Here is a 26,232-nt window from a genome sequence, read left to right as displayed (position 1 = left end):
ATGGAAGTACTTCTCCTTTTCATCTGCATCATCGGACTGATGCTGATCGGCCTGCCCATCGCGGTGTCGCTGGGCCTGTCGTCGATCATCTTCCTGCTGGCGCTGTCGGACACCTCGCTCGCCTCGGTGGCGCAGTCGATGTTCCAGGCCATGGCGGGGCACTATACGCTGCTCGCCATTCCCTTCTTCATCCTCGCCTCGTCGTTCATGTCGACGGGCGGTGTGGCGCGGCGGATCATCCGCTTCTCGATCTCGCTGGTCGGCCATTTCCACGGCGGCCTCGCCATCGCCGGCGTCTTCGCCTGCATGCTCTTCGCGGCGCTCTCGGGCTCGTCGCCCGCGACCGTGGTGGCCATCGGCTCGATCGTCATCGCCGGCATGCGGCAGGTGGGCTATACCAAGGATTTCGCGGCGGGCGTCATCGCCAACGCGGGCACCCTTGGCATCCTCATCCCGCCGTCGATCGTGATGGTGGTCTATGCCTCGGCCACGGATGTGTCGGTGGGGCGGATGTTCCTTGCCGGCGTGATCCCGGGCCTTCTGGCGGGCACCATGCTGATGATCACCATCTACGCCATCGCCCGCATCCGCGGCCTGCCGAAGGGCGAATGGATGGGCTGGGGCGAGGCGATCCGCTCGGGCCGCGAGGCGGCATGGGGTCTCTTCCTCATCGTCATCATCCTCGGCGGCATCTATGGCGGTATCTTCACCCCGACCGAGGCCGCTGCCGTGGCCGCCGTCTACGCCTTCTTCATCGCCAACTTCGTCTATCGTGACATGGGGCCGCTGGCGGGCAAGGACGGGGCGCCGAACCTGCCGCTGATCAAGAAGCCGATCGCGCTGGTCACCGTCTTCTTCCACCGCGACACCCGCGACACGCTCTTCGAGGCGGGCAAGCTGACGATCACGCTGATGTTCATCATCGCCAACGCGCTGATCCTCAAGCACGTGCTGACCGACGAGCAGATCCCGCAGCAGATCGCCGCGGCGATGCTCGACGCGGGCTTCGGGCCAGTGATCTTCCTGGTGATCGTCAACGTGATCCTGCTGATCGGCGGCCAGTTCATGGAGCCCTCGGGCCTGCTGGTGATCGTCGCGCCGCTGGTCTTCCCGATCGCCATCGAGCTCGGCATCGATCCGATCCACCTCGGCATCATCATGGTGGTCAACATGGAGATCGGCATGATCACCCCGCCGGTCGGCCTCAACCTCTTCGTCACCTCGGGCGTTGCGGGCATGCCGATGATGCGGGTGGTGAAGGCGGCGCTGCCCTTCCTCGCGGTGCTCTTCGTCTTCCTGATCATGGTGACCTACATCCCGTGGCTGTCCACTTGGCTGCCGACCACCTTCATGGGCCCCGAGATCATCACCAACTGATCTTGCGGAATCTGAAAACACGAACGGCGCCCGAATTTGGGCGCCGTCTGCTTTTCTGGGGTCAGGTCCGGCTTCAAGGCCAGGTTACCGGCGCCGCTTTGGCGCGGGCTCAGCCTCAGTGGGTGTATTGTGCGCGAATTGCGTCTTTGTCGGCGCTGATCATTCCGGGAATCAGGAATGCATCGACCAGCCACCAAATCCCGAGAATGAAATACAGGACGAAGCCGACGCCGATCATCCAGGTGAATGCCCCGACAATATTCAGCAAGAGCATGCCGACTGCACTGCCGGTCCGGCCGAGATAGAAGCGGTGAATGCCAAGGAGGCCAAGGAATAACCAAAGCGCATAGGTAACGCCCGTGGATTTACTGTCGTTGGCAACGCGTTGTTCGATAAGAATTTTGTCTTCTGTAGTCAGGCTCATACTCGTATCCGTTCGTTACGTTGCTCTATCTGCGGGTGAGTTCCCTTGAGCCGCAATGTATTTTTGGTAGTGCATACGACTGATGTGCTTATGTGGCAGAATTTCCATATCGTTGCCGGATAATCCCTGAAATCTGCGGTTTCTGTGCTTGAGGGGGAAACAATGTCTTCTGTGCCAAGGCGCGGGTCGTCGGAATGCTTTACTTGGACCGAAGTAAATTTCGTCAAATATGATTCTTAAATTGAATAGGCAGGGAATGCGCCTGCCTATTCATTTCCACCCGGAAGGGTATGCGGCCTTCTAGGCGTGCCCTAGCGCCTCGATGATCGGCACGAAATCATCCGCCTTGAGGCTGGCGCCGCCAACCAGCGCGCCGTCGACATTGGACACGGCGAAGATCTCGGCGGCATTGCCGGGCTTCACCGAGCCGCCGTAGAGCAGGCGCACCGAGCGGCCCACACCTTCGCCGAAGCGCTTTTCGAGACGCGCGCGCATGAAGTCATGCACCTCGCCGATCTGGTCGGTGGTCGGGACTTTGCCGGTGCCGATCGCCCAGATCGGCTCGTAGGCGACCACGAGGTTGTGGCCGGTGGCGCCGTCGGGGATCGAGCCCGCCAACTGCCCGCCGATGATGTCGAGTGTGTTGGAGGCCTCTCGCTCGGCGAGGCTCTCGCCGACGCAGACCACGGCGGTCAGCCCGGCGTCCCATGCGGCGCGGGTCTTGGCGCGGATCTCGTCGTCATGTTCGTCGTGGTCGGTGCGGCGCTCGGAGTGGCCGAGGATCACATAGCTCGCGCCTGCATCCTTCAGCATCGGGGCGGAGATGTCGCCGGTATGGGCCCCCGACTCGCTGGCGTGGCAGTCCTGCCCGCCGATCGCGATGTCGCCCTTCAGCGCAGCGGCCTGCGCCAGCAGCGTGGCGGGCGGGCAGATCAGCACCTCGGCGTCGCCACTGGCGGCGGGGGCCATCGCCTCGATCTGCTCGAGGGCGGCGGCCAGCCCGTTCATCTTCCAGTTTCCGGCGGCAAGTTTCCTGCGCATGGTCGCTCCTATCTTCGCAATTCGCGGGTATCATCGCGGCGCAGACCGTGGCGTCAAGCTCGGTTGCGCAATCAATGATCTAGGGGACTTACATAGGGCGCGCCCGCGCGAAGGGGAGCCGTAGCGACGCAGGTCGCTGCGCCGCTTACTCGGCGGCGCGGCGCTCGGCTTCGAGCTCTTCGACGTCTTTGAATTTGATCGATTCGCCGCAGCCACAGGCATCGGTGACATTGGGGTTGTTGAACTTGAACCCCGCCTCGAGCAGCGAGGTCTGGTAATCGATCTCGGTGCCGAAAAGGAACATCTGCGCCATCGGGGCGATCAGCACCCGCGCGCCGTCCTGCTCGACCACTTCGTCATTGGCCTCGGCGGTGTCGACGAACTCCATGGTGTATTCCATGCCCGCGCAGCCGCCTTTCTTCACGCCGATGCGCAGACCGGCGCGACCGTCGCGTTCCATCAGCTTGCGCACCTGCGTCACCGCGGCCGGGGTGATGGTGACTGCCTGTTTTCCGGGAATGCCGAACATCCGCGTCTCCTGTGAGCTTTGAGCGTTGAATCTAAGGCTCTTGAGCGGGGGAAACAAGGGGAGGGCGCGCGCAGCGCCGCGCGCTTCGGTGCATCCATGCGCAACCGGGCCTGCGCATCTGCGCTGCTCTAAGGCGCGCTTGAGGGGCGGCCGCCCGCGCGGCAAGGCAGGCGCCCGGCCGCAGCGCCGCAGAGCCCGCGAAGGAGAGGCCATGAGTTTCGAGCCAACCGTCATTGAAACCGCCCGTCTGCGCATTTCGCTGGCCTGCGCCGCCGATGCCGCGGCGCTGCGCGGCTATCACCTGCGCAATGCCGCGCACCTCGGGCCTTGGGAGCCGCTGCGCGAGGCGGGATATCACGGGGCGACGGAATGGGAGGCGCGCGCCGCCGCCGCTCTCGAGCAGGCGGTGGATGGGACGCAGTATCAGTTCGTTGCGCGATTTCAGGGCGCGGACGGACAGGGAGAGATCATCGCGCGGGCAAATTTCTCGAATGTGATCCGCGGCGCTTTCGACGCCTGCACTCTCGGCTACTCGGTGGATGCGCGGCACGAGGGGCAGGGCGTGATGACCGAGATGCTGGAGGCATTGATTCCCCACGTCTTTGGCGAGCTTGGTCTGCACCGCATCATGGCGGCGCATCTGCCCGAGAACACCCGCAGCGCGGCGCTGCTGGCACGGCTCGGTTTCGAGGTCGAGGGCCACGCGCGGGACTATCTGCGGATCGCCGGGCGCTGGCGCGATCACGTGCTGACCGCAAAGATCAGCGACTGAGCGAAGCGGGCGAGGCTCAGGCGGCCTGCGCCGCGGCGGCATCGGGGAAGATCGCCTCGGCCTCGGCGTCGAGTTCCCGCGCGGCGGCGAGCAGTTTCTCGCGGACCTCGCATTCCAGCGACCACGCGATATTGGGATCGGGGCAGGGCACGAGGAACAGCGCCTCCTGTCCGAAGACATCGTGTTTGGCCACATAAACCCCGCGCGACTCGGGGCGGTCGGCGATCATCTCCATACCATCGAGGATCTCCTCGTAGCGCTGGCGCAGCGCTTCGATATCGGCTTTGTGCGAGAGCCGCAGCGTCACTTCGCGGATCAGGAAATGCTCTTGCATGGTCCAGTTCTCAAACGGCTCTGCGACGAAATCCACCACCGGCACCACCAGCCGCTGCCCGGTCCAGACGCGCAGCTGCACATAGGTGAAATGGATGCGCTCGACCGAGCAGAGATAGCCGCGGAACAGAACCTTGTCGCCGATCCGCGCCGATTGGTTCAGCGCGATCTGCAGCGAGGCCATGATATTGGTCAGCACGTTGCGCCCGGCGTAGGCGAGGATGATCGTCGCCGTACCCGCCGAGGCCAGCAGCGAGATGCCGAGCGAGCGCATCACGCTGGCCTCGCTGATCACGATGCCCGCGCCAACCAAGACGACGATGACGATCAGCGCGCGCCGCGCGGCGGAAATTCTTGTGGCGATGTTGCGGCGCTGCTCTTGCCCGTCGCCCATCTGCGACAGCTCGTCACCGTCGAATTTCACCAGCCGGTTGAGCACCACATCGGCAAAATTGATCACCAGCCAAAGCACCGCGACGACAAAGCCGAGGATGATCAGCGGCGACAGCACCGTGTCGATTCGCCCCGAGAAGACGACAACCTTGCTGGTCATCAGCGACAGGCAAAGCGTCATCAGGGCCAGCGTCAGCGGCCCGCGCAGGGCCACCAGCATCGAATAGGGCGCGTCGCGATGGGTGCGGTTCATCCCGCGCGACATCAGCTGATTGGCCACGACACCAATGGCGGTGGTCAGCAGCAGCACCAGCGGCAGGCCGATCACCTCCCACCAGCGCAGGCCCCAGACCGCGCGTTCGCGCAGCGGGGCGGGCAGGGATTTCTCAAGCTCCGTCGGGCCATAGGCCTCGGCCAGCGCGGGCAGCGCCTGTACGGTCTGGCGCGAGACGAGCCAGACCGGCTCACCGGTCGCGCCCTTCACCCGGTTGATGCGGATCGGTACTGGGCGGTCGCCAAGCTTGACGTACCACAGCAGCAGCGAGCGGCGCGGCTCGCCCGCCATCGGCGCATCCTTGGTCCTTGCATCCACGCCGTCGGGCCGGTCGCGCAGATCGTACCAGTTGATCATGATCTTGCGATCCATGAGCGTAGAGAACTGCTCGGCGCGCTCGGGCCCCACTTCCGCCTGCTTGCCCGGCTCGATCGAGCCGAGGTCCAGCATATGGGCCGCGCCCTCCCAATCTTCGGCGTCGGCGCGGAAGAGGAAGCTTTCGAGGCTGGAGCGCGGGGTGCTGCGGTCGATGTTCTGCGGCGGGCTGCCGAGACCGGGATTGACCAGATCAACCTCGTACCACGTCCCGGGATTAGACTCCTGCGCCCGACCCGATCCGGGCAGGGCGACAGACAGCGCGATCAGGGCGCAGGCGAAGAACTGGATCAATCGAAGCATCACCGCTTAACCGCCCAGACCGCGGGAGGTTCCGCCTCAACCTGTGTCAGCGGCGCGCAGGGCATGAAAAAGGGCGCCGTAGGGGCGCCCGGTCTCGTCATACATTGTGCAGGTTAGGCGACGGGCCGCGCTTACATGAAGCCCAGTTCGAGCCGCGCTTCGTCGGACATCATGTCCATGCCCCACGGCGGATCGAAGACCATGTCCACATCCACATCCTTGACGCCGGGCACCGAGGCCACGGCATCCTGAACCCAGCCCGGCATCTCGCCCGCCACCGGACAGCCCGGCGCGGTGAGCGTCATGGTGACCTTCACCTCGCCGCCCTCGGCGATGTCGATCGTGTAGATCAGGCCCAGATCGTAGATGTTCACCGGGATTTCGGGGTCGAACACCGTGCGACAGGCCTCGACGACCGAATCGTAAAGCGGATGGTCAGTGCTGGAGGGCGCGATCAGCGGGGCGCCTTCAAGCGGTGCGTCGGTCATGGCGGGTCCTTCCTCGGGGTTCCTGAGCGAAGATATAGGAAAAGCGGGCGCCGGGGTAAAGAGCGCCGCCGCGTTGCGGCCTCATGCCGCCCTGCGCAGCCGGGCCTCCAGCCAGCGCTCCACATCGCCCATGCGTCCGCGCGCCACCGGCACCAGCGTGCCATCCGTCAGCCGCAGGACAGGTTTTCCGTCCTGCCGCTCCAAATGGCATAGCGCATGCGCCGCCACCCACCAAGAGCGATGCGGCTGCAGCCCCTCCTCGGGGCGGGTTTGCGCCACGATGTCCGAAAGCCGTGCCCGCTGGCTAAGCGTTCCGCCGCTATGGCGTGCAAGCACATGGTGTTGCCGCGCTTCAAGGCAGATCAGATCGTCCATGGCGACGGGCTGTGATCCGATCAGCAGGATGCGGCTGGCGCCAGGCGCTTGGTTTGGGTCTGTGACGGCGGGCTGGGTGGCAGGGGGCAGGGTCTGCTCGGCGGTCGGCGGCGTGCTGTCGGCGGCCTGCTCGGTCGCGGCGAGACCGTCGTGGAGGGCGTGCCATGTGGCGCGGGAGGCTTCGGGGCCTGCGTCCCACGTGACGACGAACCTCAGAAAGATCGTCTCGAGCATCACCACAGTGATCCAAAGATACGCCAGACGGTCGGCAAGGAACGGCCTGATCGAGACCGCGGCGAAACTGTTGAGCCCAATGTCGAGCAGCGCTAGCGCCGGCACAAGCGCCAGCAGCGAGATCAGCGGCGCATAGACCGGCAGGCGGGGGAGGAGACGCCGCAGCGCCGCCGCCCCAAGCATCAGCGAGACCTGTGCCGCAAGGTAGCAGCACATGCCCAGCACCCATGCCAGCAGGTAGGCGGGAAAGGGCAATTCGCCGCCAAGCCCCAATGGATCGGACGCGACGAGGGCCACCAGAACAATTGACAGATATCGCCACGTCCGCCTCTGGCTGTAATGCAGCAGATGCCCCGCGACCGTGTAGCTCTGCCGTTGCCACACGATATCGCGCAGGTCCAATTCCTCGAAAAGCACTGCGCCGGCCCCGCGTGGACTATTGTAGATATCCGTAATCATTGCCTTTTCTTGCCCAATCTCCCGAGGGTGCACAAGAGGATCAGGCGATGTCTTCCACGCTGGTGCCTTGATGTGCCTGCCGCTGTGGCAGATCCTGCGCAAGCCGCGCTTTCAGCGGTGCAATTCTGAAAAATGTCTTTTTGTGGGCAAAACTTGTGGTACGATTGGCGCTAGTTGGCGTCATCGCCACGCGGCCACGTCGGAGGGACACTCGCCGAACGGCGCATGGGCGCGCAGCCAGAGGTCGGCACGAATACGGGGAATCTGGGGGAACTCAGCGCGTCGGCTCCCGCGCTCGCATGGGGCATTTGCCAAGACGGGGACATTTACCAAGACGGAAAGATCGCGAGTCCGCTGCAAGCAGCAAGGGGAACGCTGCATGATTTGACGCGGGCCGCCGTTTGGACTTGCGAGGGTCGTCGCCGTGCCAGCGTGGGTGTTCCACGGGGGACTTGTGGGAAAGGACGCAGGGAACTGCGCCGCTCGGCGTGGCGATATGCCGTCGCGGAGAGTTGGGGATGTATGGTTATGATTAACACCGTTGATACAAAACTATTCGAAGACGCGCGTGATGAGCGCAGGGTCGATGGACTCGGCGCGCACCACGCGCCCCGCCATGATGCGGGCCTCAGCCCGGAGGCGCAGCTTCGAGACGCGGCGATTGCGCTGGTCGACCGGATTCAAGGGCGTGCCGAGGTCGCGGATCTGCTGCAACTCTCTGCCTCGTTGCTGGAGCATGCCGCCTATGAACTCGCGCGCAGCGAGCAGGGCGGGCAGGTGTCCCGGATCATCCTGATTTCAGCGGAAATTGAGCGCATGGCCCGCGACGCCAAGGCCCAGTGACCCGGCAGCGCGGGCGCACGGTGCAAACGGGCGCGGGCGCAAAGCCATTGATAACACGTTAAAATTGGTGTTCCGCTAGGGAAGTTGCGCCCTCCCGGCAGAGAAATTTGGCCGCTCTAAGAAAAATCCGCATTTGCCCCTAGGAAAGCGCTTGACGGTATTCGCCACCCCGCCTAAAAGCCCCCTCACGTTCAGGACACAGTCCAGACGGTAGCGAGCGGTTGTAGCTCAGATGGTTAGAGTACCGGCCTGTCACGCCGGGGGTCGCGGGTTCGAGCCCCGTCAACCGCGCCACCGCTACCTTGGATTGATGACTGACAGAAAAGCGCGGTTGTAGCTCAGATGGTTAGAGTACCGGCCTGTCACGCCGGGGGTCGCGGGTTCGAGCCCCGTCAACCGCGCCACTTTCTTCGGAACGCAGACGCCTCGCAGCCCTCGGGCCGCGCGGCGTTTCTGCTTTTCGGGGGTAGGTTTTCCGGAGGAAGGGCCTCGTGCCTTTCGTCTAGACAAAAATATCCCGGGGGAGCCGCGCAGCGCGCGGCGGGGGCAGCGCCCCCAATGGCGCCCGGCCCGCAACTTGAGCCGCGCGCCGAAGCGCGCTAAACCGCGCCGCAACCCTATGCGATGCGCCCTTACGTCACCCAGCCGGAAAGTCCGACCATGAAATTCCTCGATCTTTGCAAGGTCTACATCCGATCCGGTCAGGGCGGCAAAGGCTGCACCTCGTTCCGGCGCGAGAAATACATCGAATACGGTGGGCCCGACGGCGGCGATGGCGGTCGCGGCGGCGATGTCTGGGCCGAGGCGGTAGACGGGCTCAACACGCTCATCGACTTCCGCTACCAGCAGCATTTCTTCGCTGGCAACGGCGTGCCGGGCATGGGCCGCCAGCGCACCGGCGCCGATGGCGACGACATCGTGCTGCGTGTCCCCGTGGGGACAGAGATCCTCGACGAGGACGAAGAGACGGTGATCGCCGATCTCACCGAACTGGGTCAGCGCGTGCTGCTGGCCAAGGGCGGCAACGGCGGCTGGGGCAACCTGCACTTCAAGACCTCGACCAATCAGGCGCCACGCCGCGCCAACCCCGGCCAGCCGGGGATCGAGCGCACCATCTGGCTGCGCCTGAAACTCATCGCCGACGTCGGCCTGCTGGGTCTGCCCAACGCGGGCAAATCGACCTTCCTCGCCGCGACCTCGAACGCGCGCCCGAAGATTGCCGACTACCCGTTCACCACGCTGCACCCGAACCTCGGGGTGGTGGGTGTCGACGGCAAGGAATTCGTCGTCGCCGACATTCCCGGCCTGATCGAAGGCGCACACGAAGGCCGCGGCCTTGGCGATCTCTTCCTCGGCCATGTCGAGCGCTGCGCCGTGCTGCTGCATCTGGTGGATGGCACCTCGGGAACGCTGCTCGAGGACTGGCAGACGATCATCAACGAGATCGAAGCCTATGGCGAAGGGCTTGCCGACAAGCCCCGCGTCACCGTGCTCAACAAGATCGACGCGCTGGACGACGAAGAACGCGTCTTCCTGCGCGAAGAACTCGAAGAGAAATGCGGCACGAAGGTGATGCTCATGTCGGGCGCCGCCGGTGAGGGCGTGACCGAAGTGCTGCGTGCCCTGCGCGCCCATATCGACGACAACCGCCTGCGCGAAGCGCCCGAGGAAGACACCCAATGGCAACCCTGAGCGAGGCGCGCCGCCTCGTTGTAAAGATCGGCTCGGCCCTTTTGGTCGACAAACATAGCGGCGATCTGCGCCGCGACTGGCTCGCCTCCATGGCCGCCGATGTGGCGCGGGTGAAGGCGCGCGGCACCGATGTGGTGCTGGTCTCCTCAGGCTCGATTGCGCTGGGGCGCGGCATCCTGAAACTGCCGCCCGTGGCGCTGCCGCTGGAACAGAGTCAGGCCGCCGCGGCTGCGGGGCAGATCCGCCTTGCCCGCGCATGGGAAGAAGCGTTGGAGCCGCATGGGCTCATCACCGCGCAAGTGCTTGTCACGCTTGAGGATTCCGCCTCGCGTCGGCGCTATCTCAACTCCCGCGCGACGATGGAAACGCTGCTTGGTTTCGGCACCGTGCCGATCGTCAATGAAAATGACACCGTCGCCACGGATGAGATTCGCTACGGCGACAACGACCGTCTGGCGGCGCAGGTGGCGGTCACCGTGGGCGCGGATCAGCTGATCCTTCTGTCGGATGTGGACGGCTTTTACACCGCCAACCCGGCGCAGGACCCCAAGGCGCGGCGCTACGAGGTGATCCACGACATCACCCCCGAGATCGAGGCGATGGCCGGCGACGCCGGTTCGGGCCTGTCGAAGGGCGGGATGAAGACCAAGCTCATGGCCGCCAAGACCGCCACCGCGGCGGGCTGCGCCATGGCGATCACCGAAGGCTCGGTGCTGCACCCGCTCAGCGCGCTGGAGGGCGGCGCCAACGCCACATGGTTCACGCCGCAGACCGACCCGCATGCGGCGCGCAAAGCGTGGATCCTGTCGATGAAACCCTGCGGCGTGCTGACCCTCGACGAGGGCGCCGCCGAGGCGCTGGCGCATGGCAAATCGCTGCTGCCGGTTGGGGTCACCCGCGCTGAGGGCGCCTTTGGCCGCGGCGATCCGGTGATGATCCGCGATAGCGCAGGGCGCACGCTGGGGCAGGGGCTGACGCGCTACACCGCCGATGAGGCGCAGGCGATCATCGGCCACCACAGTTCCGAGATCGAACAGGTGCTGGGCTATCCCGGCCGCGCCGTGCTGATCCACCGCGACGATATGGCGCTCTGAGCGCCTCTGCCCGGCTTCGTGCGCGTGGCGCGCTTCGGAATGCGTATTTAGAAAAGAGAAGAAGGACGCGGAAACCTTCGGGCTTCTTCTCTTTGAAAGTACGCACGGCCCGGCGCTGGCCAACCCCGCAATAGGCCGGAAGGGCGCGCAATCGGCACTGTATCCCCCAAGGTCACGGCGCTATAAGAGGGCTCCAAACCCCAACACCAAGGGTAAAGAGCGATGAAAGACCTCAGCGATATCCAAGCGATCATGACTGACCTCGGCAAACGTGCCAAGGCCGCCGCCGCGGAGCTCGCCTTTACCCCGCCAGAGCGCAAGACAGAGGCGCTCGAGGCCGCCGCGGATGCGGTCTGGGCGCGCCGCGCCGAGATCCTCGCCGCCAACGACAAGGACATGGCGTTCGGTCGCGAGAAGGGTCTGTCGGACGCGATGATGGACCGTCTGAAGCTGACCGAAGAGCGGCTTCAGGGCATCGTCACCGGTCTGCGCGCGATTGCGGCGCAGGAGGATCCGGTCGGTAAGGTGATCACCGAGTGGGATCAGCCCAGCGGGCTGCACATCAAGCGCGTGCGCACGCCGCTCGGCGTCATTGGCGTGATCTACGAATCCCGCCCCAATGTAACCGCCGACGCCGGGGCGCTCTGCCTCAAGGCAGGCAATGCGGTGATCCTGCGCGGCGGCTCCGAAAGCTTCCACAGCTCCGGCGCGATCCATGAGTGCCTCGTGGACGGGCTGCGCAAGGCGGGCCTGCCCGAGGATGCCATCCAGCTTGTGCCGACGCGCGACCGCGCGGCGGTGCAGCAACTGCTGACCATGACCGACTACGTCGATGTCATCGTGCCGCGCGGCGGCAAGGGGCTCGTCGGGCTGGTGCAGCGCGAGGCGCGGGTGCCGGTCTTTGCCCATCTCGAGGGCATCGTGCACATCTATATCGACAAATCCGCCGATCCGGTCACTGCGCTGAAGGTCGTGCTCAACGCCAAGACCCGGCGCACCGGAATCTGCGGCGCCGCCGAATGCCTGCTGATCCACCGCGAGGCGATGGACACCGTTGGGCAGGGCGTCATTCGGGCGCTGCTCGATGCGGGGGTCGAGGTGCGCGGCGACAGCGGTCTGCAGCAGATCGACGGCGTGGTCCCGGCCACCGAAGAGGACTGGGGGCGCGAGTATCTCGACAAGATCGTCGCCGCCAAGCTCGTGGCCGACGAGGAGGACGCCATCGCACATATCCGCCGCTATGGCTCGCAGCACACCGATTGCATCCTGTCGCAGGACGAGGCGGCGATCGAGACGTTCATCCAGCGGGTCGACAGCGCCATCGTCATGGTCAATTCCTCGACCCAGTTCGCCGATGGCGGCGAGTTTGGCATGGGCGCCGAGATCGGCATCGCCACCGGCAAGATGCACGCGCGCGGTCCGGTGGGGGCCGAGCAGCTGACCAGCTTCAAATATGTGGTGCGCTCGGAGGGCGCGGTGCGCAGCTGATCCGGGCGACCCCGGGCGCTTTGCGCTCAGACAAGATCGAGCGTGACCGCAGCATCGCCCGCGGTCACCTCTATCCGGCGGCCGCTGCGTGCGGCGAGCGCGGCCAGCATCGGGAAATGCACCTGCGCGCCGGACACGCCGGGCAGCGCGCCGGGTGCCCCGAGCAAAGCCCAGAGCGCCGGGTCATGGCCGATGCGCGGGCCGGTGCCGGTGATCCGCCATCCGCCCTCATGTTCGGCGATCTCGATCTGACCACCGAGCGGCAGCGCGCTTTCGCAGCACAGAAACGCCAGCATCGCCAGTTGCACCTCGGGGCGCGGCGCATCGCTGATCCGCCGCCAGTCGGGGGTGAGCCGCCCGCCCGCGCAATAATCGCGCAGCAGCCGGGCCGCCTCGGAAGGGCCGATCATCTGCTCGCCCTCGGCATTGCCAAAGGCGAGGCGAAACAGGTTGATCCGCGCGCGGGCGGCGTTGCAACTGTCGTTTATCAGCGCAAGCTCGGGGCGGTCCATCATATCGCCCGACAGCGCCAGAAGCTCGAGCCCATTGGCGATGGCGCCGACCGGGCTGACCAGATCATGGCAGAGGCGCGAGGCTACCAGCGTCGCGAGTTTGGCGTTACGATCTTCCATTCAAGCCTCGACGAAAGGGGACATACATGAGTGACCTCAACGCGTTTCTCGAGCCGGGGATGCTGGTCCAGCATCCCGACCAACCGGATTGGGGAATAGGGCAGGTGCAATCCAATATCGGGGGCCGTATCACTGTCAATTTCAGGGAGCAGGGCAAGGTCGTGCTCGATGGTGAGCGGGTGACCCTCCTGCCGGTGTTTGACGCCTAGGCTTAGAGCGCAGTCGTTTACGAATGGTTAACCAACATTTCCGAATTTTGCCGCAGGCCCTCCGCATCGGGAAAACTGTTTTCCTTTGTGGTTTGTCGCATTAGAACCGCGACAAGCGAAAGAGGACGGCCATGGCGCTGGACGACAGGAATTTGACGGTGCGGCTGGCGCGCACGCAAGACGAGATCGAGGCGGCGCAGCGCCTGCGCTACGAGGTCTTTGTCTCGGAACTTGGCGGCGGCGGCGAGATGGTGGATCACGCGCGGCGGCTGGAGCGCGACCGGTTCGATCCCTTCTTCGATCATCTTCTGCTCAGCGACGCACGGCGGGGGGGCGAGGTGGTGGGCGTCTACCGTCTGCTGCGCGACGATCAGGCCAAGGCGGCCGGGCAGTTCTATTCCGAGGATGAATATGATCTGGCGCTGCTGCGCGCCTCTGGCCGGCGGCTGCTGGAGTTGGGGCGCTCGTGCCTGCATCCCGAGTATCGGGGCGGGCCGGGCGTGATGCTGATGTGGCAGGCGTTGGCGGGCTATGTGGCCGAGCATGGGATCGAGATTCTCTTTGGCACCGCGTCGTTCCATGGCACCGATGTGCAGGCGCTGGCGCATCCGCTTTCGCTGCTGCACGAGCGGCATCTGGCGCCCGAAGACCTGCGCGTGCGCAGCCGGGTGTTTCAGCGGATGGACCTGCTGCCCGAGGCCGAGATTGACCGCCGCCGCGCTATGGTCGAAACGCCGGCGCTGATCAAAGGCTATCTGCGGCTTGGCGGGACGGTCGGCGAGGGGGCCTTTGTCGATCATGCTTTCAACACCACCGATGTCTGTCTGGTGATGGATACCGAGCGGCTCAACGCGCAGGCGGCCTCGCGCTACACGCGGGCCCGCCGGTGAGCGATCCGACTTGGCGCGGAGCGGAGCCGCCGGTGATCCCGCTGGGCTGGGCCGACTATCTGCGCGCGGGGCTGCGCGCTGTGCTGGTCGGCGCGGCGCTGCTGGTGGGGATCGTGGCCAAGCTTTTGGTTCTGGTCGGCGAGCGGCTGCTGTGCGGCGGGCGGCGCATCTGGTCGCCGTTTGTCACGCAGCTGACCTGCCGCTTGGTGCTGCTGATCCTCAGGCTGCGGCATGAGGTGCGCGGGCCGCGGATGGGCGGGCGCGGGGCCTATGTTGCCAATCATTCGTCATGGCTCGACATCTTCGTGCTCAACGCGCGGCGCAATGTGCTTTTCGTCTCGAAGGCCGAGGTGGCGGGCTGGCCGGGCATCGGGCTTTTGGCCAAACTCACCGGCACGGTGTTCATCCGGCGTGACCGGCGCGAGGCGGCGGCGCAGAGCGGCGTGATCGAGACGCGGCTTGCTGCGGGCGATCGGCTGCTATTCTTTCCCGAGGGAACCTCGACAGACGGACTGCGTGTTTTGCCATTTAAAACAACGCTTTTCGAGGCATTCCTGTCGGAAGGTGTGAAGGCGGATCTGCAGCTGCAGCCGGTGACCGTGGTCTATCATGCGCCGCCGGAAATGGCGCCTGCGTTCTACGGATGGTGGGGGGATATGGCGCTGGCGCCGCATCTTCTGCGGGTCTTGGGCGCGCGCCGTCAGGGCCGGGTCGAGGTGATCTATCACGCGCCGCTCAAGGCGTCTGATTTCGCCGGGCGAAAGCCGCTGGCGCGCGCGGCAGAAGCGCGGCTGCGGGCCGCGCATCCCTTTGCTGAGTAACGTTAAGAAGGGCGTGAATGCGCTGTAATATCAGCGTATTGCGGCGGTCAGCTCACGCAGCGCGGCAACCGGGTCTTCGGCGTTCCAGATCTCTTCACCGATCGAGAAGAAGTCGGTGACCGGTGCCAGTTTGGCGACCAGCTCGGGCGTCAGCCCGCCCTCGGCCACCACCGGCAGTTCGATCATCTGCGACCACCATTCGAAGACCTCGAAATCGGCCAGCGTGCCGTCGCCGAGCGCTGTGCCGCTGAGCGGGCCGAAGGAGACGTAATCGGCCCCGGCTTCGCCCGCGTTCATGCCGTCATGGCGCGAGCTGCCGCAGAACGCGCCGACGATGGCGTCCGCGCCCAATTCCTTGCGCGCGGCGCGCACCGAGCGCGAGCCGTCGGTGAGATGCACCCCGTCGAGCCCCAGCCGCTGTGCGAGCACCACATGGGTGTCGATCACCAGCGCGATGTCGAAGCGATGCGCCACCTCGCGCACCGCATCGGCGGCGCGCTGCAGCCGGTCCTCGTCGCGCGTGGCGAGCGACAGGCGGATGCAGGCGAACTCCTCGGCCTCGAGCACCGAGGCGAGCTGGTCGGGGAAGCTCGAGAGATCGAACTCGGGCGGGGTGACGAGATAGAGCTGAGGCTGGTCTGCTTCGGCCATGGCGCGGCTCCTGACTTGCGAATTGCGCCCCTATATCGCGGCTTTAGGGGGCAAGAAAAGGGGGCAGCGTCATTTCGGCGGCAGCGCGCGGACAAAGTCCAGCGAAACTTCGGCCCGCGGGGCGATTGTGCGGGCGCTTCTGCCGGGGTGCGCGCCCGGCTGAGCCGTGGGATGCCTCCGGCGGGGATATTTTTGCCAAGAGGAAGATGGGGGTCAGGCGGCGGGTGGTTGGCTCGGGGGATGCACGAAGACGTGGTTGGGGTAGGCTTCGCCGTCGATGCGGAAGTGGGTCTCGCCGATGTGCTGAAAGCCCATGCGGTGGTAAAAGGCGATGGCGGGGGCGTTTTCGGAATTGGTGGTGAGCCAGACCGATGCGGCGCCCTGATCGTGCGCCATGCGCAGGCCCGCCTGCAGCAGCGCGCCGCCGATGCCGCGGCCATGGTGGCGCGGCTGCACGTAGAGCGTGGCGATCTCGCAGCTGCCGCAGCCGGGCAGCGGGCCGGGGGCGCAGGTCGAAAGGCGCAGGAAGCCATCGATCCCGTCGCGGTTCTGCGAGACGATGAAGCGCTCGGTCGGGCTTTGCAGCCAGCGCTCGAAATTGGCGCGGGTGAATGTGTCCAATGCGTAATCGGCAAAGCGCGCGCTCACCCCGTGGCGGATGTAGGTGCCGAGCCAGACTTCGACCGACAGGGCGGCAAGGCTGGAGGCATCGGTGAGGGTGGCGTCTCTGAGCGGCATGGGGTCTCGTCTGTGGCTTTCCGGGCCTGCGTGGCAGGGTGCAGGGCGCAGGGCAAGCGCGGCGTGCCCCGCGACAAATCGGAGCCGTGATGTGCGGCTTTCTTGCTCTTGGCGGCAGGCAGGACTATGCGGGAGCGGAATTTACGGAGTTTGTCATGCCAAGCGAGACGAGGCAGCCGGCGTTTGTGCTGGTGCGGCCGCAGATGGGCGAGAATATCGGCGCGGCGTCGCGCGCCATGTGGAACTTTGGTCTGGACCGGATGCGTCTGGTCAGCCCGCGCGATGGCTGGCCGAACCCTTCGGCGGTGGCCATGGCCTCGGGCGCGGGGCGGCTGCTGGACGAGGCGCAACTGGTCGAGACCACGGCGCAGGCGGTCGAGGATTGCGATCTGGTGTTCGCCACCACGGCGCGGATGCGTGGGCTCACCAAGCCGGTCTATTCGCCCGAGCAGGCGATGAAGGAAGCCGCCGAGCGCATCGCGCAGGGCGGCAAGGTGGCGGTGATGTTCGGCCCCGAGCGTGCCGGTCTGGAAAATTCCGATGTTGCCGTGGCCAATGCGCTGATCAACGTGCCGGTGAACCCCGAGTTTCCCTCGCTCAACCTTGCGCAATGCGTGCTGCTCTGCGCTTACGAATGGCAGCGGGCCTCGACGCAGATCGAGGCGCAGCGGGTCGAGATGGCGGGCGCCGAATGGGCCACCGGTATTGAGGTCGAGAAGCTGGCCGAGCATTACGAGGAGCGGCTGAGCGAGGCTGGGTTCTTCTTCCCGGACCATAAGGCCGAGAGCATGAAGCTGACGCTGCGCAACCTCTGGAGCCGCATGCCGCTGACCCGCGAAGACGTGAAGACCCTGCATGGGGTGATGCGCCAGATGGTGCGCTGGAAGGAACGCGGCTGACTTGATGGGGCGGCAGGCGCCGCCTATCGTCGCCGCGACGGATGAAGGAGAAGATCATGGCCGGAAACCGCAAGCTCTTTGAAGAGGTTGGGGCGGAGACCCAGAAAGCTGCCCCGGCGGGCGGCATGATCGACAAAGGGCGCGGCGGCGCCCGGGGCGCGATCCGCATCTGGCTGATGCTGATCTTTGCGTTGGTGGTGGCGATGATCTGCGTCGGCGGGCTGACCCGGCTCACCGACAGCGGCTTGTCGATCACCGAGTGGAAGCCGCTGCATGGCGCCATCCCGCCGCTGAACGAGGCTGAATGGCAGGAGGAATTCATCCTCTACCAGCAGATCCCGCAATATGAGCTGCTCAACAAGGGTATGACCCTTTCGGAGTTCAAGGGCATCTACTGGTGGGAATGGGGCCACCGCCAGCTTGGCCGGGTGATCGGCCTTGTCTGGGCGCTTGGTTTCTTTGGCTTCCTGATCGCGCGTAAAATCCCCACCGGCTGGACCGGGCGTCTGCTGCTTTTGGGCGCGCTCGGCGGGCTGCAGGGGGCCGTGGGCTGGTGGATGGTCTCGTCGGGCCTTGTCGGAGAGATGATCGCGGTCGCCTCCTACCGGCTGGCGACGCATCTGGGGCTGGCCTTCATCATCCTTGGCTTCATCGCTTGGGACATCTTCCTGCTGGGGCGCGAGGAGCGCGATCTGATGCAGGCGCGGCGTCTGCGTGAGCCCAAGCTCTTTTCGATGTCGACGGGGATGCTGCATTTCGCCTTCCTGCAGATCCTGCTGGGCGCGCTGGTGGCGGGAATCGACGCCGGGCGGTCCTACACCGACTGGCCGCTGATGGCGGGCGGCTTCTTCCCGCCGCAGCCCTTCGATCTGGTGCCGCTCTGGCGCAACTTTTTCGAGGATCCGGGGCTGGTGCAGTTCATGCACCGGATGGCGGGCTATCTGCTGTTCATCTTCGGCATCGTCACATGGCTGAAAGGCCGCAAGTCCGCCAATGCCGACACGCGCTTCCGCTTCAACGCGGTGATGGCGATGCTCTGTGTGCAACTGGTGCTGGGTATCACCACGGTCCTCTACGTCGCACCGTGGCATATCGCGATCACCCACCAGTTGGGCGCTGTGGTGCTCTGGGTGCTGATCCTGCGCGCCCGCTTCGGCGCGCAATTCCCCAAGACCCAATCCATCCGGGAGACCCGCTGAAATGTCCGCATTCGATGATCTGATGGCGTTCCAGCGCGACACCGGGGCGCTGGCGCAGGTCGCTGGCCGGCTCGGCTGGGACCAGGAAACGACCATGCCGCATGGCGCGGCGGACCAGCGCTCGGAAGAGATCGCGGCGCTGGAGGGCGTGCTGCACGCCCGTCGCACCGATCCGCGCGTCGGCGAGTGGCTGGCGGTGATCCGCCCCGAAGAGCTTGATCAGGTCGGGCAGGCGCAGCTGCGCCACATCACCCGCAGCTACACCCGCGCGGGGCGGGTGCCGGGCAAGCTGGCCGCCGATCTGGCGCGGCTCACCAGCCGGGCGCATCGCATCTGGGCCGAGGCGCGGGCGGATGATGATTTCGCCGCCTTCGCCCCTGTGCTGCGCGACGTGGTGGCGCTGAAGCGCGAAGAGGGCGCGGCGCTGGCGGATGGCGGCGATGTCTATGACGCGCTGCTTGATGATTACGAGCCCGGCGCCACGGCGCAGCAGCTTTCGGATATGTTCGGCGCGCTGCGTCCGCGCCTCGTGGCGCTGCGGCAGGCGATCCTCGAGCGGCCCGCGCCGAAGGCGCTGTCGGGCACCTATGACGATGCCGCGCAGATGGCACTGTCGCGCAAGCTGGCCGAGACCTTCGGGTATGACATGAGCCGGGGCCGCGTCGACAAGGCGGTGCATCCGTTCAGCTCGGGCAGCGGCGACGACGTGCGGATCACCACGCGCACCAATGCGCTCGACCCGTTCAACTGCATCTACTCGATCATCCACGAGACCGGCCATGCGGCCTATGAGCAGGCGATCGCGCCGGACTATCGCTTCACCCCGCTGGGCGAGGGCGTCTCGATGGGCGTGCACGAAAGCCAGAGCCGCATCTACGAGAACCAGATGGGCCGTTCGGCGGCCTTCACCCACTGGCTGCACGGTCAGGTCACCGAGGTCTTTGGCGACATCGGGCTGAGCGCGGAAGAGTTCTACAAGGCCGCCAACCGGGTGCAGAACAACTACATTCGCACCGAAAGCGACGAGGTGCAGTACAACCTGCATGTGCTTCTGCGCTTCGATCTGGAGCGGGCGCTGATTTCTGGCGATCTGGCGGTGGACGATCTGGAAGACGCGTGGAACGAGCGCTTCAAGGCGGACTTCGGCTTTGCCGTCGACAAAGCCTCGGACGGGGTGCTGCAGGATGTGCATTGGTCGGCGGGCCTCTTCGGCTATTTCCCGACCTACAGCCTTGGCAATGTCTACGCGGGCTGTCTGCACAAGGCGCTGCGCACGGCGGTGCCCGATCTCGACGCGCAGATGCAGGCGGGTGATCTGTCGGCGGCGACCGGCTGGCTGCGCGAGAATGTGCAGCGCCACGGCGGTCTCTACGCCCCGCGCGAGGTCATCGAGAAGGCCTGCGGCTTTGCCCCCAGCGAGGCGCCGCTGCTGGAGTATCTCGAAGAGAAATTCGGCGCGCTTTACGGGCTGTGAGTCCGGCGGAGCGGCTCTGTAAGTCGCCCTGTGCTTTCCGTCAGGACAAGAAAAGAGCGGCCCCGAGGGGCCGCTTTAGGTGTGTGTGTGTTCGTGAGTGATGTGCTTCGAGCCTAATTCGCGTCAGACGCAATGGGATGGGCTATGCTGAACCGTCCGCCGCCGAAGAGAACAAGCGGTACCGCCAGCAGCGCGACCAAGCCGCAGCTGTAGAGTGTGGTGAGATCGAACGGCTCCAGTCCCGGTGCGAAAAATGCATGGAAGGAATAGAGGCCCAGCCCGATCAGAGCTACGGCGCGCACACCAATGCCGAGGATCAGCCAGATGGCGATCGACGCCAGAAGTGCGCACAAGAGAGAAGTCGCAAGGCCCGGTATCTGCACGGAGAGTGCGCCGATGAGGGTAGGATCGGCCGTAAAAATCTCCTTTGCCACCGCATCGCCGAGGGTAAGGGCGAGGGCGACACGCAGGGCGCATTGCAATGTGGGTATGAGTCTGACCATTCGTTTGCTCGTTACGTCCGGAGAGTGACCTCGCGGAACTTTACACAAGAAGCAGTGTTACAGCATGCTGTGTCAAATCCAAGACAGAAATGATCAAACTTGACCTTGCGTAAACCGATGGTTGCGGCGTTTTTATCAGTTCGCGTTTAGCGGCAGCGCTACGCGTCTTCTGCCTGTGTCGTCGTCGCGCCAGAGTTCTCGAAGCAGCGGATCACCCAGTCCACGGCGCGGCGCATACCGGGGTCGGAGCGGCGGCTTTCATGGTAGAACAGCCAGCAATCCAGCGTCACCGGCGCGGCAGAGGCGCAGACCGGCACCAGGTCCGGCGAGCGCTTGGCTAGCAGATCAGGCAGGGGACCGGCCAGCCCGGTGGCCTGCATCAGCGTATAGAGCGCCATGAAGTGATCGACCCGGATCTTCGGCTCTTTGCCAAAAAGGTCATGCGCGCTGCGCAGGATACAAGAGCGGCTCGGCGCGTGGTTCAGGCTGATCCAATCGCCATTTGGATCGGCGTCGCGAAAGCGGTAGGGGCGGAAGCTGAGATCGCCCGCCTTGCGCGCAACGATGCGGCCCTGATCGGGACGTCCGAACTGCACCACCAGATCATTCTGCCCCAGACCTTCACGATCGAGCCGGTCGGTGATGTTGAGTTGCACGCCGGGCAGGGGATTGGTGTCCGGATCCAGCCCCGGGAATAGCATCAGGGTGCTGATGATCGGCGAGGCACCCAATGTGAGGGGGACGATCTCTCCGTCGAGGCCCGAGGCTTGACTGTTGAGCGTCGCCTTCAATTGCCCATCGAAATTCAGAGCGACGTCGATAAGCTCGCGCACCGCTTCTGACGGACGCCAGCCGTCTGCGGTTTTGACGAAGGCGGGCACACCCAGCGTTTCCGACAGGCGTTCGATCCTGCGCGAGACGGTGGCGGTGTTGGTTCCCAGAAGTTTCGCCGCGGCGGTCATTGTGCCGGTCTTTGAAAGCGCGACGAGGAAACGAAGGTCGTCCCAATTATTCATGGTCGTGGGTGTACTCGAATTTTTTGGGCGTCGTGTCGTGCCGGCGCGGTACATGTCTTAAGTTGCAACCGATCAGGTCTTCGCCCTCACCGGTGGTAACTTCGGGACAATCTAGGTCTCGACCTTAGGTCAAGCAAGGCCAGCTCTAGGGATCAGGGGCGCTGATTTGTGTCAGGATACTGTAACGGAAGAAGAAAAAATCGCCGCACCCCGGAAGGATACGGCGATTTCTGAGGGCATCTGCCCGATGTTCGTTGCTGCGGTGGCGTTACTGCAGCAGGGCCGGTTGGCTCAGCCGAAATACTCGCCAAAGCTGCCACGGTAGGCGGCGGCAAGCTCGGAAAGCGGCGCTTCGCTGGAGCCGAAGCGCACCGTGTCGCCGGTGAACTTGCCAACGCTGCTGAGGGTCACGCCTGCCTGCGAGGCGGCGGTCATCAGGGCTTCGGCGCTGTCGAAGTTGCAGGCGATCAGGTAGCGGCCCTGATCTTCGCCAAAGAGCGTCGGCGTGTCGGCGGCATCAAGCTGCACACCCACGCCCGAGGCTTCGGCCATCTCGAAGGCCGCCATCGCCAGACCGCCGTCTGCAAGGTCGGTGCAGCTGCGGATCAGGTCGCGGTTGGCGAGGATGAACTCGCCGTTGCGGCGCTCTGCCTCGAGGTCGACCGCCGGGGCGTCGCCGTCTTCGCGGTTGAACACCTCGGCCAGCAGGGCCGACTGGCCAAGATGGCCAGCGGTCTCGCCGACCAGCAGCGCCACATGACCTTCGCGGGCGTAACCGAGGATCGGCTCTTCGCCAGCGGCGATCAGGCCCACAGCGCCAATGGTGGGCGTCGGCAGGATCGGCTCGCCGTCGGTCTCGTTATAAAGCGAGACGTTGCCCGAAACGATGGGCGTGTCGAGCGCAAGGCAGGCCGCGCCGATACCGTCGATGGCGCCCACGAACTGCCCCATGATCTCGGGCTTCTCGGGGTTTCCGAAGTTCATGTTGTCGGTGGTGGCGAGCGGGCGGGCGCCCACGGCGACAAGGTTGCGGTACGCTTCGGCTACTGCCTGCTTGCCACCCTCGACCGGGTTGGCGCGCACGTAGCGCGGCGTCACGTCCGAGGTGAAGGCCAGCTTCTTGTCGGTGCCATGCACGCGGATCACGCCAGCGCCGAAGCCGGGGATACGCACGGTGTCGGCCATCACCTGACTGTCGTATTGCTCGTAGACCCATTCGCGCGAGCAGTAGTTCGGCGAAGAGACCAGCGCCTTCAGCCCGTCGATCGGATCGACGCCCGGCACATCGGCCAGCGGCTCGGCGGCGGGGGTCGGAACCCACGGGCGGTCGTATTCGGGCGCGGTGCCCGAGAGCGCCTTGAGCGGCAGGTCGGCCTTCACGTCACCGTTGAGCACGATGAGGAAGCGGTCCTCGGCGATGGTCTCGCCGACGATGGCAAAGTCGAGGTCCCATTTGTCGAAGACGGCCTTGGCCTCGGCCTCTTTCGTCGGGTCGAGCACCATGAGCATGCGCTCTTGGCTTTCCGAGAGCATCATCTCGTAGGCGGTCATGTGTTTCTCGCGCACCGGCACCTTTTCGAGGTCGAGGCGCACGCCAAGGTTGCCCTTGTCGCCCATTTCCACAGCCGAGCAGGTCAGGCCTGCCGCGCCCATGTCCTGAATCGAGATCACCGCGCCGGTCTGCATCAGCTCCAGCGTGGCTTCCATCAGGCGCTTTTCGGTGAACGGATCGCCAACCTGAACGGTGGGGCGCTTTTCCTCGATGGTCTCGTCGAATTCCGCCGAGGCCATGGTCGCGCCGCCAACGCCGTCACGGCCGGTCTTGGCGCCAAGGTAGACCACCGGGCGGCCAACGCCGGATGCGGCGGAGTAGAAGATCTTGTCGGTGTCGGCGAGGCCCGCCGCGAAAGCGTTCACAAGGCAGTTGCCGTTGTAAGCCGGGTGGAAGCGCACTTCGCCGCCCACCGTCGGAACGCCGAAGCAGTTGCCGTAGCCGCCCACGCCTTCGACCACGCCGTGCACCAGCTGGCGGGTCTTATGGTGGTCCTTTTCACCGAAGGACAGCGCGTTCATCGCTGCGACGGGGCGCGCGCCCATGGTGAAGACGTCGCGCAGGATGCCGCCCACGCCCGTCGCCGCGCCCTGATAGGGCTCGATGTAGGAGGGGTGGTTGTGGCTTTCCATCTTGAAGATGACCGCCTGACCGTCGCCAATGTCGACAACGCCCGCGTTCTCGCCCGGACCGCAGATGACCTGCGGGCCTTTGGTCGGCAGCTTGCGCAGGTGGATCTTCGAGCTCTTGTAGGAGCAGTGCTCGTTCCACATGGCCGAGAAGATCCCCAGCTCTGTGAACGTCGGCTCGCGGCCGATGATCTGCAGGATCCGCTCGTATTCGTCGGGACTGATCCCGTGGGCGGCAATGAGCTCTTCGGTGATGGACGGTTCCTGCATCCTGACTCCCCTTAGCGTGGTTGAGGCGCTCTTTAAGGCAAGGGCGGCAAAGGGGGAAGAGGGGTCAAGGCCTCGAAGCGGTCACAAGGTTCATTCTTGCGGGGATTGTGGCGCTGCCGTTGGCTGTCAGCGCGGCAAAGGCGATCTCTATCTCTGCGCGGATCGCTTCGGCCTGCGCCGCGCTGGCGCCCTTGTCGCGCATATGGCGCACGGCGGGGCCAATGCGCGTGGCCAGATCAGAGGCTTTGGCACCTTGAGGCAGGCGCAGCACCGCCTCGACCGTCTCTATGGTGATCCGTTCGAACCCGGCCCCCAAAAGGATGCGCCGCACCCGCTCGGGATCGCGGAAGGCCATGGGGCCGGGGGCATCGGGATCGCCGGCCTCGGGCGGACCAAGATGCGCAACGGCGGCTTTCATCGGCAGATCGAACCACGGGTTTTCGTCGCTCGCGCGCCAGCAGATGAAGGCGAGCCGCCCGCCGGGGCGCAGAAAGTGCAGGATATTGGCGAAGGCGGCGCCCGGATCGTCAAAGAACATCACCCCCATGCGCGAGAGGCAGAGGTCTGCCTGCGTCTCGGGCCGCCAGACCTGCGCATCCGCATGAATGAAGTCGGGCCGGATGCCCCCCAGCGCCTCGGCGCGGGCGCGGGCGACTTCGAGCAAAGAGGTGGAGACGTCGATGCCGGTGACATGTCCTTCGGGCGCCACGGCCTCGGCCAGCGCCAGCGTCGTCGCCCCTGCGCCGCAGCCCAGATCAAGGGCCGTCTCCCCGGGCTGGGCCGCCGCCGCCGAAAGCACCAGTTCCGAGATATGCGAATGCAGCGTATCAAGCTCGTCGCGCATGGCGACCCACGTGAGGCCGGGCCCCTCGGTCCAGAATGCCTGCTGTGCCGCGTTGCCCGGTGAAACGCTCCCGGCGGAGACCTCATTTGCTGCCATGCCACCCTCCCTGTTCAAGGGCCAAGGGTACCGCAGCGCGTGGCCCCGCCAAAGCAACCTCTGGCGATTCCGCAAAAAAAAGGCCGAGCACAAAGCTCGGCCGAAGTCCAACAGGGAGGTTGAAGATGACGCGCGCTAGGGCGCTTCAAGCTTCGTGTGCTGAATATGTGATCAGTATTGAGTCGATCAAGGGCCGAAATCGCTGCTCAACGTCATTGCTGCCATGCATTGTTTGCATGGCGCCTGATTTTTGAGCAAATTCAGTCGGCGCCCATCGCTTTCAGCTGCCGCCGATGCGCGAAGATCTCATCCTGCACGAAGTCGCGGAACGCGGTTACGCGCTTGGAATGACGCAATTCTTCGGGGTAGGCGAGGAACACCGGCACCTCGTTGGACTCCACATCAGGCAGAACCCGCACCACATGCGGGAAATCCTCTATGATGTAGTCGGGCAGCACGCCAATGCCGAGATTGGCGATCACCGCCTGCAGCACACCGAAGTAGTTGTTCACCGTGAGACCCGTGCGGATGTCATAGGTGAGCAGCTTCTGCACCAGCGCCTTGCCCGACAGCACCTGCGCCGAGTTCGGATTCTGGCAGATCAGCCGATGCGCCGAGAGATCCTCGAGCGACTCGGGCAGACCGTTCTGCTCCAGATAAGCTGGGGACGCATACATGCGCATGCGGATCGACATCAGGCGCTTGCGGATCAGGTCGGCCTGACTCGGCTCTTTCATGCGGATCGCCACGTCGGCTTCGCGCATGGGCAGGTCAAGCACCCGCTCTTCGAGCATCAGGTCGATCTTCAGATCGGGGTACTTCTCGTAGAGCTTGGTCAGGCGCGGGGCCAGCCAGAGCACACCGAAGCCATGGGTCGTGGTGACCTTGAGTTCGCCGAACACTTCCTCTTCGCTGTCGCGAATGCGCGCGGTGGCGCTGTCGATCCGCTTCACCATCGAGGCGGTGGCATCAAACAGCAGCTCACCCTGTTCGGTGAGAATCAGGCCACGGGCATGACGGTGGAAAAGGGTGGTATCGAGCGCCTCCTCCAGCGCACGAATCTGCCGCGAGACCGCGGATTGCGACAGATGCAGCGCATCTCCCGCATGAGTCAGGCTGCCCGCATCTGCGACAGCGTGAAAGATCCTGAGCTTATCCCAATCCATGGCGGCATCTTATTCAACTTTGGCGCCCTGTATACGACAGGAACGATAAACGGAAACACATCTTAGCCGACTGTGGGAAAATAACGAAAATTTCCCTATCCGGGTCAGCATGTGTGACCTATCATAGAACGACAGCTGCAAGCACAATG

26 protein-coding genes and 2 tRNA genes are annotated in these 26,232 nt (G+C 64.9%); 14 read left to right on the top strand and 14 right to left on the bottom strand.

The window, feature by feature from the left end:
- The gene (locus AYJ57_RS02580; protein ID WP_066100779.1) at window positions 1-1,377 is read left to right on the top strand and encodes a TRAP transporter large permease; all 1,377 of its coding nucleotides are present in this window, start codon (window positions 1-3) and stop codon (window positions 1,375-1,377) included.
- 115 nt (window positions 1,378-1,492) lie between these two features.
- Here AYJ57_RS02580 and AYJ57_RS02575 read toward each other — a convergent pair whose 3' ends face one another.
- From AYJ57_RS02575 to AYJ57_RS02565, 3 genes are all read right to left on the bottom strand, one after another.
- Complete coding sequence (locus AYJ57_RS02575) at window positions 1,493-1,801, bottom strand: TM2 domain-containing protein (RefSeq protein WP_066100776.1); 309 nt, start codon at window positions 1,799-1,801, stop codon at window positions 1,493-1,495.
- 300 nt (window positions 1,802-2,101) lie between these two features.
- A complete protein-coding gene (gene tpiA, locus AYJ57_RS02570) occupies window positions 2,102-2,842 on the bottom strand; it encodes a triose-phosphate isomerase (protein ID WP_066100773.1) in 741 nt (246 codons plus the stop codon).
- A 145-nt stretch (window positions 2,843-2,987) separates the two neighbouring features.
- A complete protein-coding gene (locus AYJ57_RS02565) occupies window positions 2,988-3,371 on the bottom strand; it encodes a HesB/IscA family protein (protein WP_066100770.1) in 384 nt (127 codons plus the stop codon).
- Between the two features lie 211 nt (window positions 3,372-3,582).
- On the opposite strand from AYJ57_RS02565, the gene AYJ57_RS02560 reads away from it, so the two are divergent.
- A complete protein-coding gene (locus AYJ57_RS02560) occupies window positions 3,583-4,143 on the top strand; it encodes a GNAT family N-acetyltransferase (protein ID WP_066100767.1) in 561 nt (186 codons plus the stop codon).
- 16 nt (window positions 4,144-4,159) lie between these two features.
- Here AYJ57_RS02560 and AYJ57_RS02555 read toward each other — a convergent pair whose 3' ends face one another.
- The 3 genes from AYJ57_RS02555 to AYJ57_RS02545 all read right to left on the bottom strand — a co-directional run bounded on the left by AYJ57_RS02555 (window position 4,160) and on the right by AYJ57_RS02545 (window position 7,377).
- Window positions 4,160-5,821: a mechanosensitive ion channel family protein gene (locus AYJ57_RS02555; protein WP_066100762.1), complete on the bottom strand. Its 1,662-nt coding sequence runs from the start codon at window positions 5,819-5,821 to the stop codon at window positions 4,160-4,162.
- Between the two features lie 131 nt (window positions 5,822-5,952).
- Window positions 5,953-6,309, bottom strand: a complete 357-nt coding sequence (locus tag AYJ57_RS02550) for an SUF system Fe-S cluster assembly protein (RefSeq protein WP_066100759.1) — start codon at window positions 6,307-6,309, stop codon at window positions 5,953-5,955.
- 81 nt (window positions 6,310-6,390) lie between these two features.
- Entirely contained in the window at window positions 6,391-7,377 is a 987-nt protein-coding gene (locus tag AYJ57_RS02545; RefSeq protein ID WP_066100757.1) for a LytTR family DNA-binding domain-containing protein, read from the bottom strand.
- A 528-nt stretch (window positions 7,378-7,905) separates the two neighbouring features.
- Here AYJ57_RS02545 and AYJ57_RS02540 point away from each other — a divergent pair.
- The 6 genes from AYJ57_RS02540 to AYJ57_RS02515 all read left to right on the top strand — a co-directional run bounded on the left by AYJ57_RS02540 (window position 7,906) and on the right by AYJ57_RS02515 (window position 12,494).
- A complete protein-coding gene (locus tag AYJ57_RS02540; RefSeq protein WP_157373922.1) occupies window positions 7,906-8,220 on the top strand; it encodes a hypothetical protein in 315 nt (104 codons plus the stop codon).
- A 217-nt stretch (window positions 8,221-8,437) separates the two neighbouring features.
- Window positions 8,438-8,514: transfer RNA gene (locus AYJ57_RS02535), tRNA-Asp, on the top strand.
- A 33-nt stretch (window positions 8,515-8,547) separates the two neighbouring features.
- Window positions 8,548-8,624 (top strand) — tRNA-Asp (locus AYJ57_RS02530).
- A 256-nt stretch (window positions 8,625-8,880) separates the two neighbouring features.
- Window positions 8,881-9,912 carry a GTPase ObgE gene (gene obgE, locus AYJ57_RS02525; protein WP_066100749.1) on the top strand — a complete coding sequence of 344 codons (1,032 nt, stop codon included), beginning with the start codon at window positions 8,881-8,883 and terminating at the stop codon, window positions 9,910-9,912.
- Window positions 9,900-11,006 (top strand): glutamate 5-kinase, encoded by a 1,107-nt coding sequence (gene proB / locus AYJ57_RS02520; protein ID WP_066100746.1) that lies wholly within the window; start codon window positions 9,900-9,902, stop codon window positions 11,004-11,006. Before obgE ends, proB begins: the two co-directional genes overlap by 13 nt.
- A gap of 222 nt (window positions 11,007-11,228) precedes the next feature.
- Window positions 11,229-12,494 (top strand): glutamate-5-semialdehyde dehydrogenase, encoded by a 1,266-nt coding sequence (locus AYJ57_RS02515; RefSeq protein ID WP_066100743.1) that lies wholly within the window; start codon window positions 11,229-11,231, stop codon window positions 12,492-12,494.
- 26 nt (window positions 12,495-12,520) lie between these two features.
- On the opposite strand, the gene AYJ57_RS02510 is transcribed toward AYJ57_RS02515, so the two are convergent.
- Window positions 12,521-13,126, bottom strand: a complete 606-nt coding sequence (locus tag AYJ57_RS02510) for a histidine phosphotransferase family protein (protein ID WP_066100739.1) — start codon at window positions 13,124-13,126, stop codon at window positions 12,521-12,523.
- Between the two features lie 26 nt (window positions 13,127-13,152).
- Between AYJ57_RS02510 and AYJ57_RS02505 the strand changes: the two genes are divergently transcribed.
- From AYJ57_RS02505 to AYJ57_RS02495, 3 genes are all read left to right on the top strand, one after another.
- A complete protein-coding gene (locus AYJ57_RS02505; protein ID WP_066100736.1) occupies window positions 13,153-13,335 on the top strand; it encodes a DUF3553 domain-containing protein in 183 nt (60 codons plus the stop codon).
- A gap of 131 nt (window positions 13,336-13,466) precedes the next feature.
- Window positions 13,467-14,225, top strand: coding sequence for a GNAT family N-acetyltransferase (locus AYJ57_RS02500; RefSeq protein ID WP_066100733.1), 759 nt, complete (start codon window positions 13,467-13,469; stop codon window positions 14,223-14,225).
- Window positions 14,222-15,046 (top strand): lysophospholipid acyltransferase family protein, encoded by an 825-nt coding sequence (locus tag AYJ57_RS02495; protein WP_066100730.1) that lies wholly within the window; start codon window positions 14,222-14,224, stop codon window positions 15,044-15,046. Before AYJ57_RS02500 ends, AYJ57_RS02495 begins: the two co-directional genes overlap by 4 nt.
- A 30-nt stretch (window positions 15,047-15,076) precedes the next feature.
- On the opposite strand, the gene AYJ57_RS02490 is transcribed toward AYJ57_RS02495, so the two are convergent.
- A complete protein-coding gene (locus AYJ57_RS02490) occupies window positions 15,077-15,697 on the bottom strand; it encodes a thiamine phosphate synthase (RefSeq protein WP_066100727.1) in 621 nt (206 codons plus the stop codon).
- A gap of 213 nt (window positions 15,698-15,910) precedes the next feature.
- Window positions 15,911-16,435, bottom strand: coding sequence for a GNAT family N-acetyltransferase (locus AYJ57_RS02485; RefSeq protein ID WP_066100724.1), 525 nt, complete (start codon window positions 16,433-16,435; stop codon window positions 15,911-15,913).
- 155 nt (window positions 16,436-16,590) lie between these two features.
- Between AYJ57_RS02485 and AYJ57_RS02480 the strand changes: the two genes are divergently transcribed.
- The 3 genes from AYJ57_RS02480 to AYJ57_RS02470 are packed head-to-tail and all read left to right on the top strand — an operon-like array spanning window position 16,591 to window position 20,007.
- The gene (locus tag AYJ57_RS02480; protein ID WP_066100721.1) at window positions 16,591-17,334 is read left to right on the top strand and encodes an RNA methyltransferase; all 744 of its coding nucleotides are present in this window, start codon (window positions 16,591-16,593) and stop codon (window positions 17,332-17,334) included.
- 56 nt (window positions 17,335-17,390) lie between these two features.
- On the top strand, window positions 17,391-18,533 hold the full coding sequence (gene ctaA / locus AYJ57_RS02475; RefSeq protein WP_066106552.1) for a heme A synthase: 1,143 nt from the start codon (window positions 17,391-17,393) through the stop codon (window positions 18,531-18,533).
- A gap of 1 nt (window position 18,534) precedes the next feature.
- On the top strand, window positions 18,535-20,007 hold the full coding sequence (locus tag AYJ57_RS02470) for a carboxypeptidase M32 (protein ID WP_066100718.1): 1,473 nt from the start codon (window positions 18,535-18,537) through the stop codon (window positions 20,005-20,007).
- Window positions 20,008-20,120: 113 nt separating this feature from the next.
- On the opposite strand, the gene AYJ57_RS02465 is transcribed toward AYJ57_RS02470, so the two are convergent.
- From AYJ57_RS02465 to AYJ57_RS02445, 5 genes are all read right to left on the bottom strand, one after another.
- Entirely contained in the window at window positions 20,121-20,510 is a 390-nt protein-coding gene (locus AYJ57_RS02465) for a hypothetical protein (protein WP_066100715.1), read from the bottom strand.
- A 158-nt stretch (window positions 20,511-20,668) separates the two neighbouring features.
- Window positions 20,669-21,526: a LysR family transcriptional regulator gene (locus AYJ57_RS02460; protein ID WP_066100712.1), complete on the bottom strand. Its 858-nt coding sequence runs from the start codon at window positions 21,524-21,526 to the stop codon at window positions 20,669-20,671.
- A gap of 291 nt (window positions 21,527-21,817) precedes the next feature.
- Window positions 21,818-23,977 (bottom strand): phosphoribosylformylglycinamidine synthase subunit PurL, encoded by a 2,160-nt coding sequence (gene purL / locus AYJ57_RS02455; RefSeq protein ID WP_066100710.1) that lies wholly within the window; start codon window positions 23,975-23,977, stop codon window positions 21,818-21,820.
- Between the two features lie 64 nt (window positions 23,978-24,041).
- Window positions 24,042-24,917: a class I SAM-dependent methyltransferase gene (locus AYJ57_RS02450; protein ID WP_066100708.1), complete on the bottom strand. Its 876-nt coding sequence runs from the start codon at window positions 24,915-24,917 to the stop codon at window positions 24,042-24,044.
- A gap of 260 nt (window positions 24,918-25,177) precedes the next feature.
- Window positions 25,178-26,083: a LysR family transcriptional regulator gene (locus tag AYJ57_RS02445; RefSeq protein ID WP_066100705.1), complete on the bottom strand. Its 906-nt coding sequence runs from the start codon at window positions 26,081-26,083 to the stop codon at window positions 25,178-25,180.
- Window positions 26,084-26,232: the final 149 nt, after the last annotated feature.

It is taken from the genome of Salipiger sp. CCB-MM3 (assembly GCF_001687105.1).
Classification (GTDB): Bacteria; Pseudomonadota; Alphaproteobacteria; order Rhodobacterales; family Rhodobacteraceae; genus Salipiger.
This window is presented reverse-complemented; position numbering and strand designations above follow the sequence as displayed.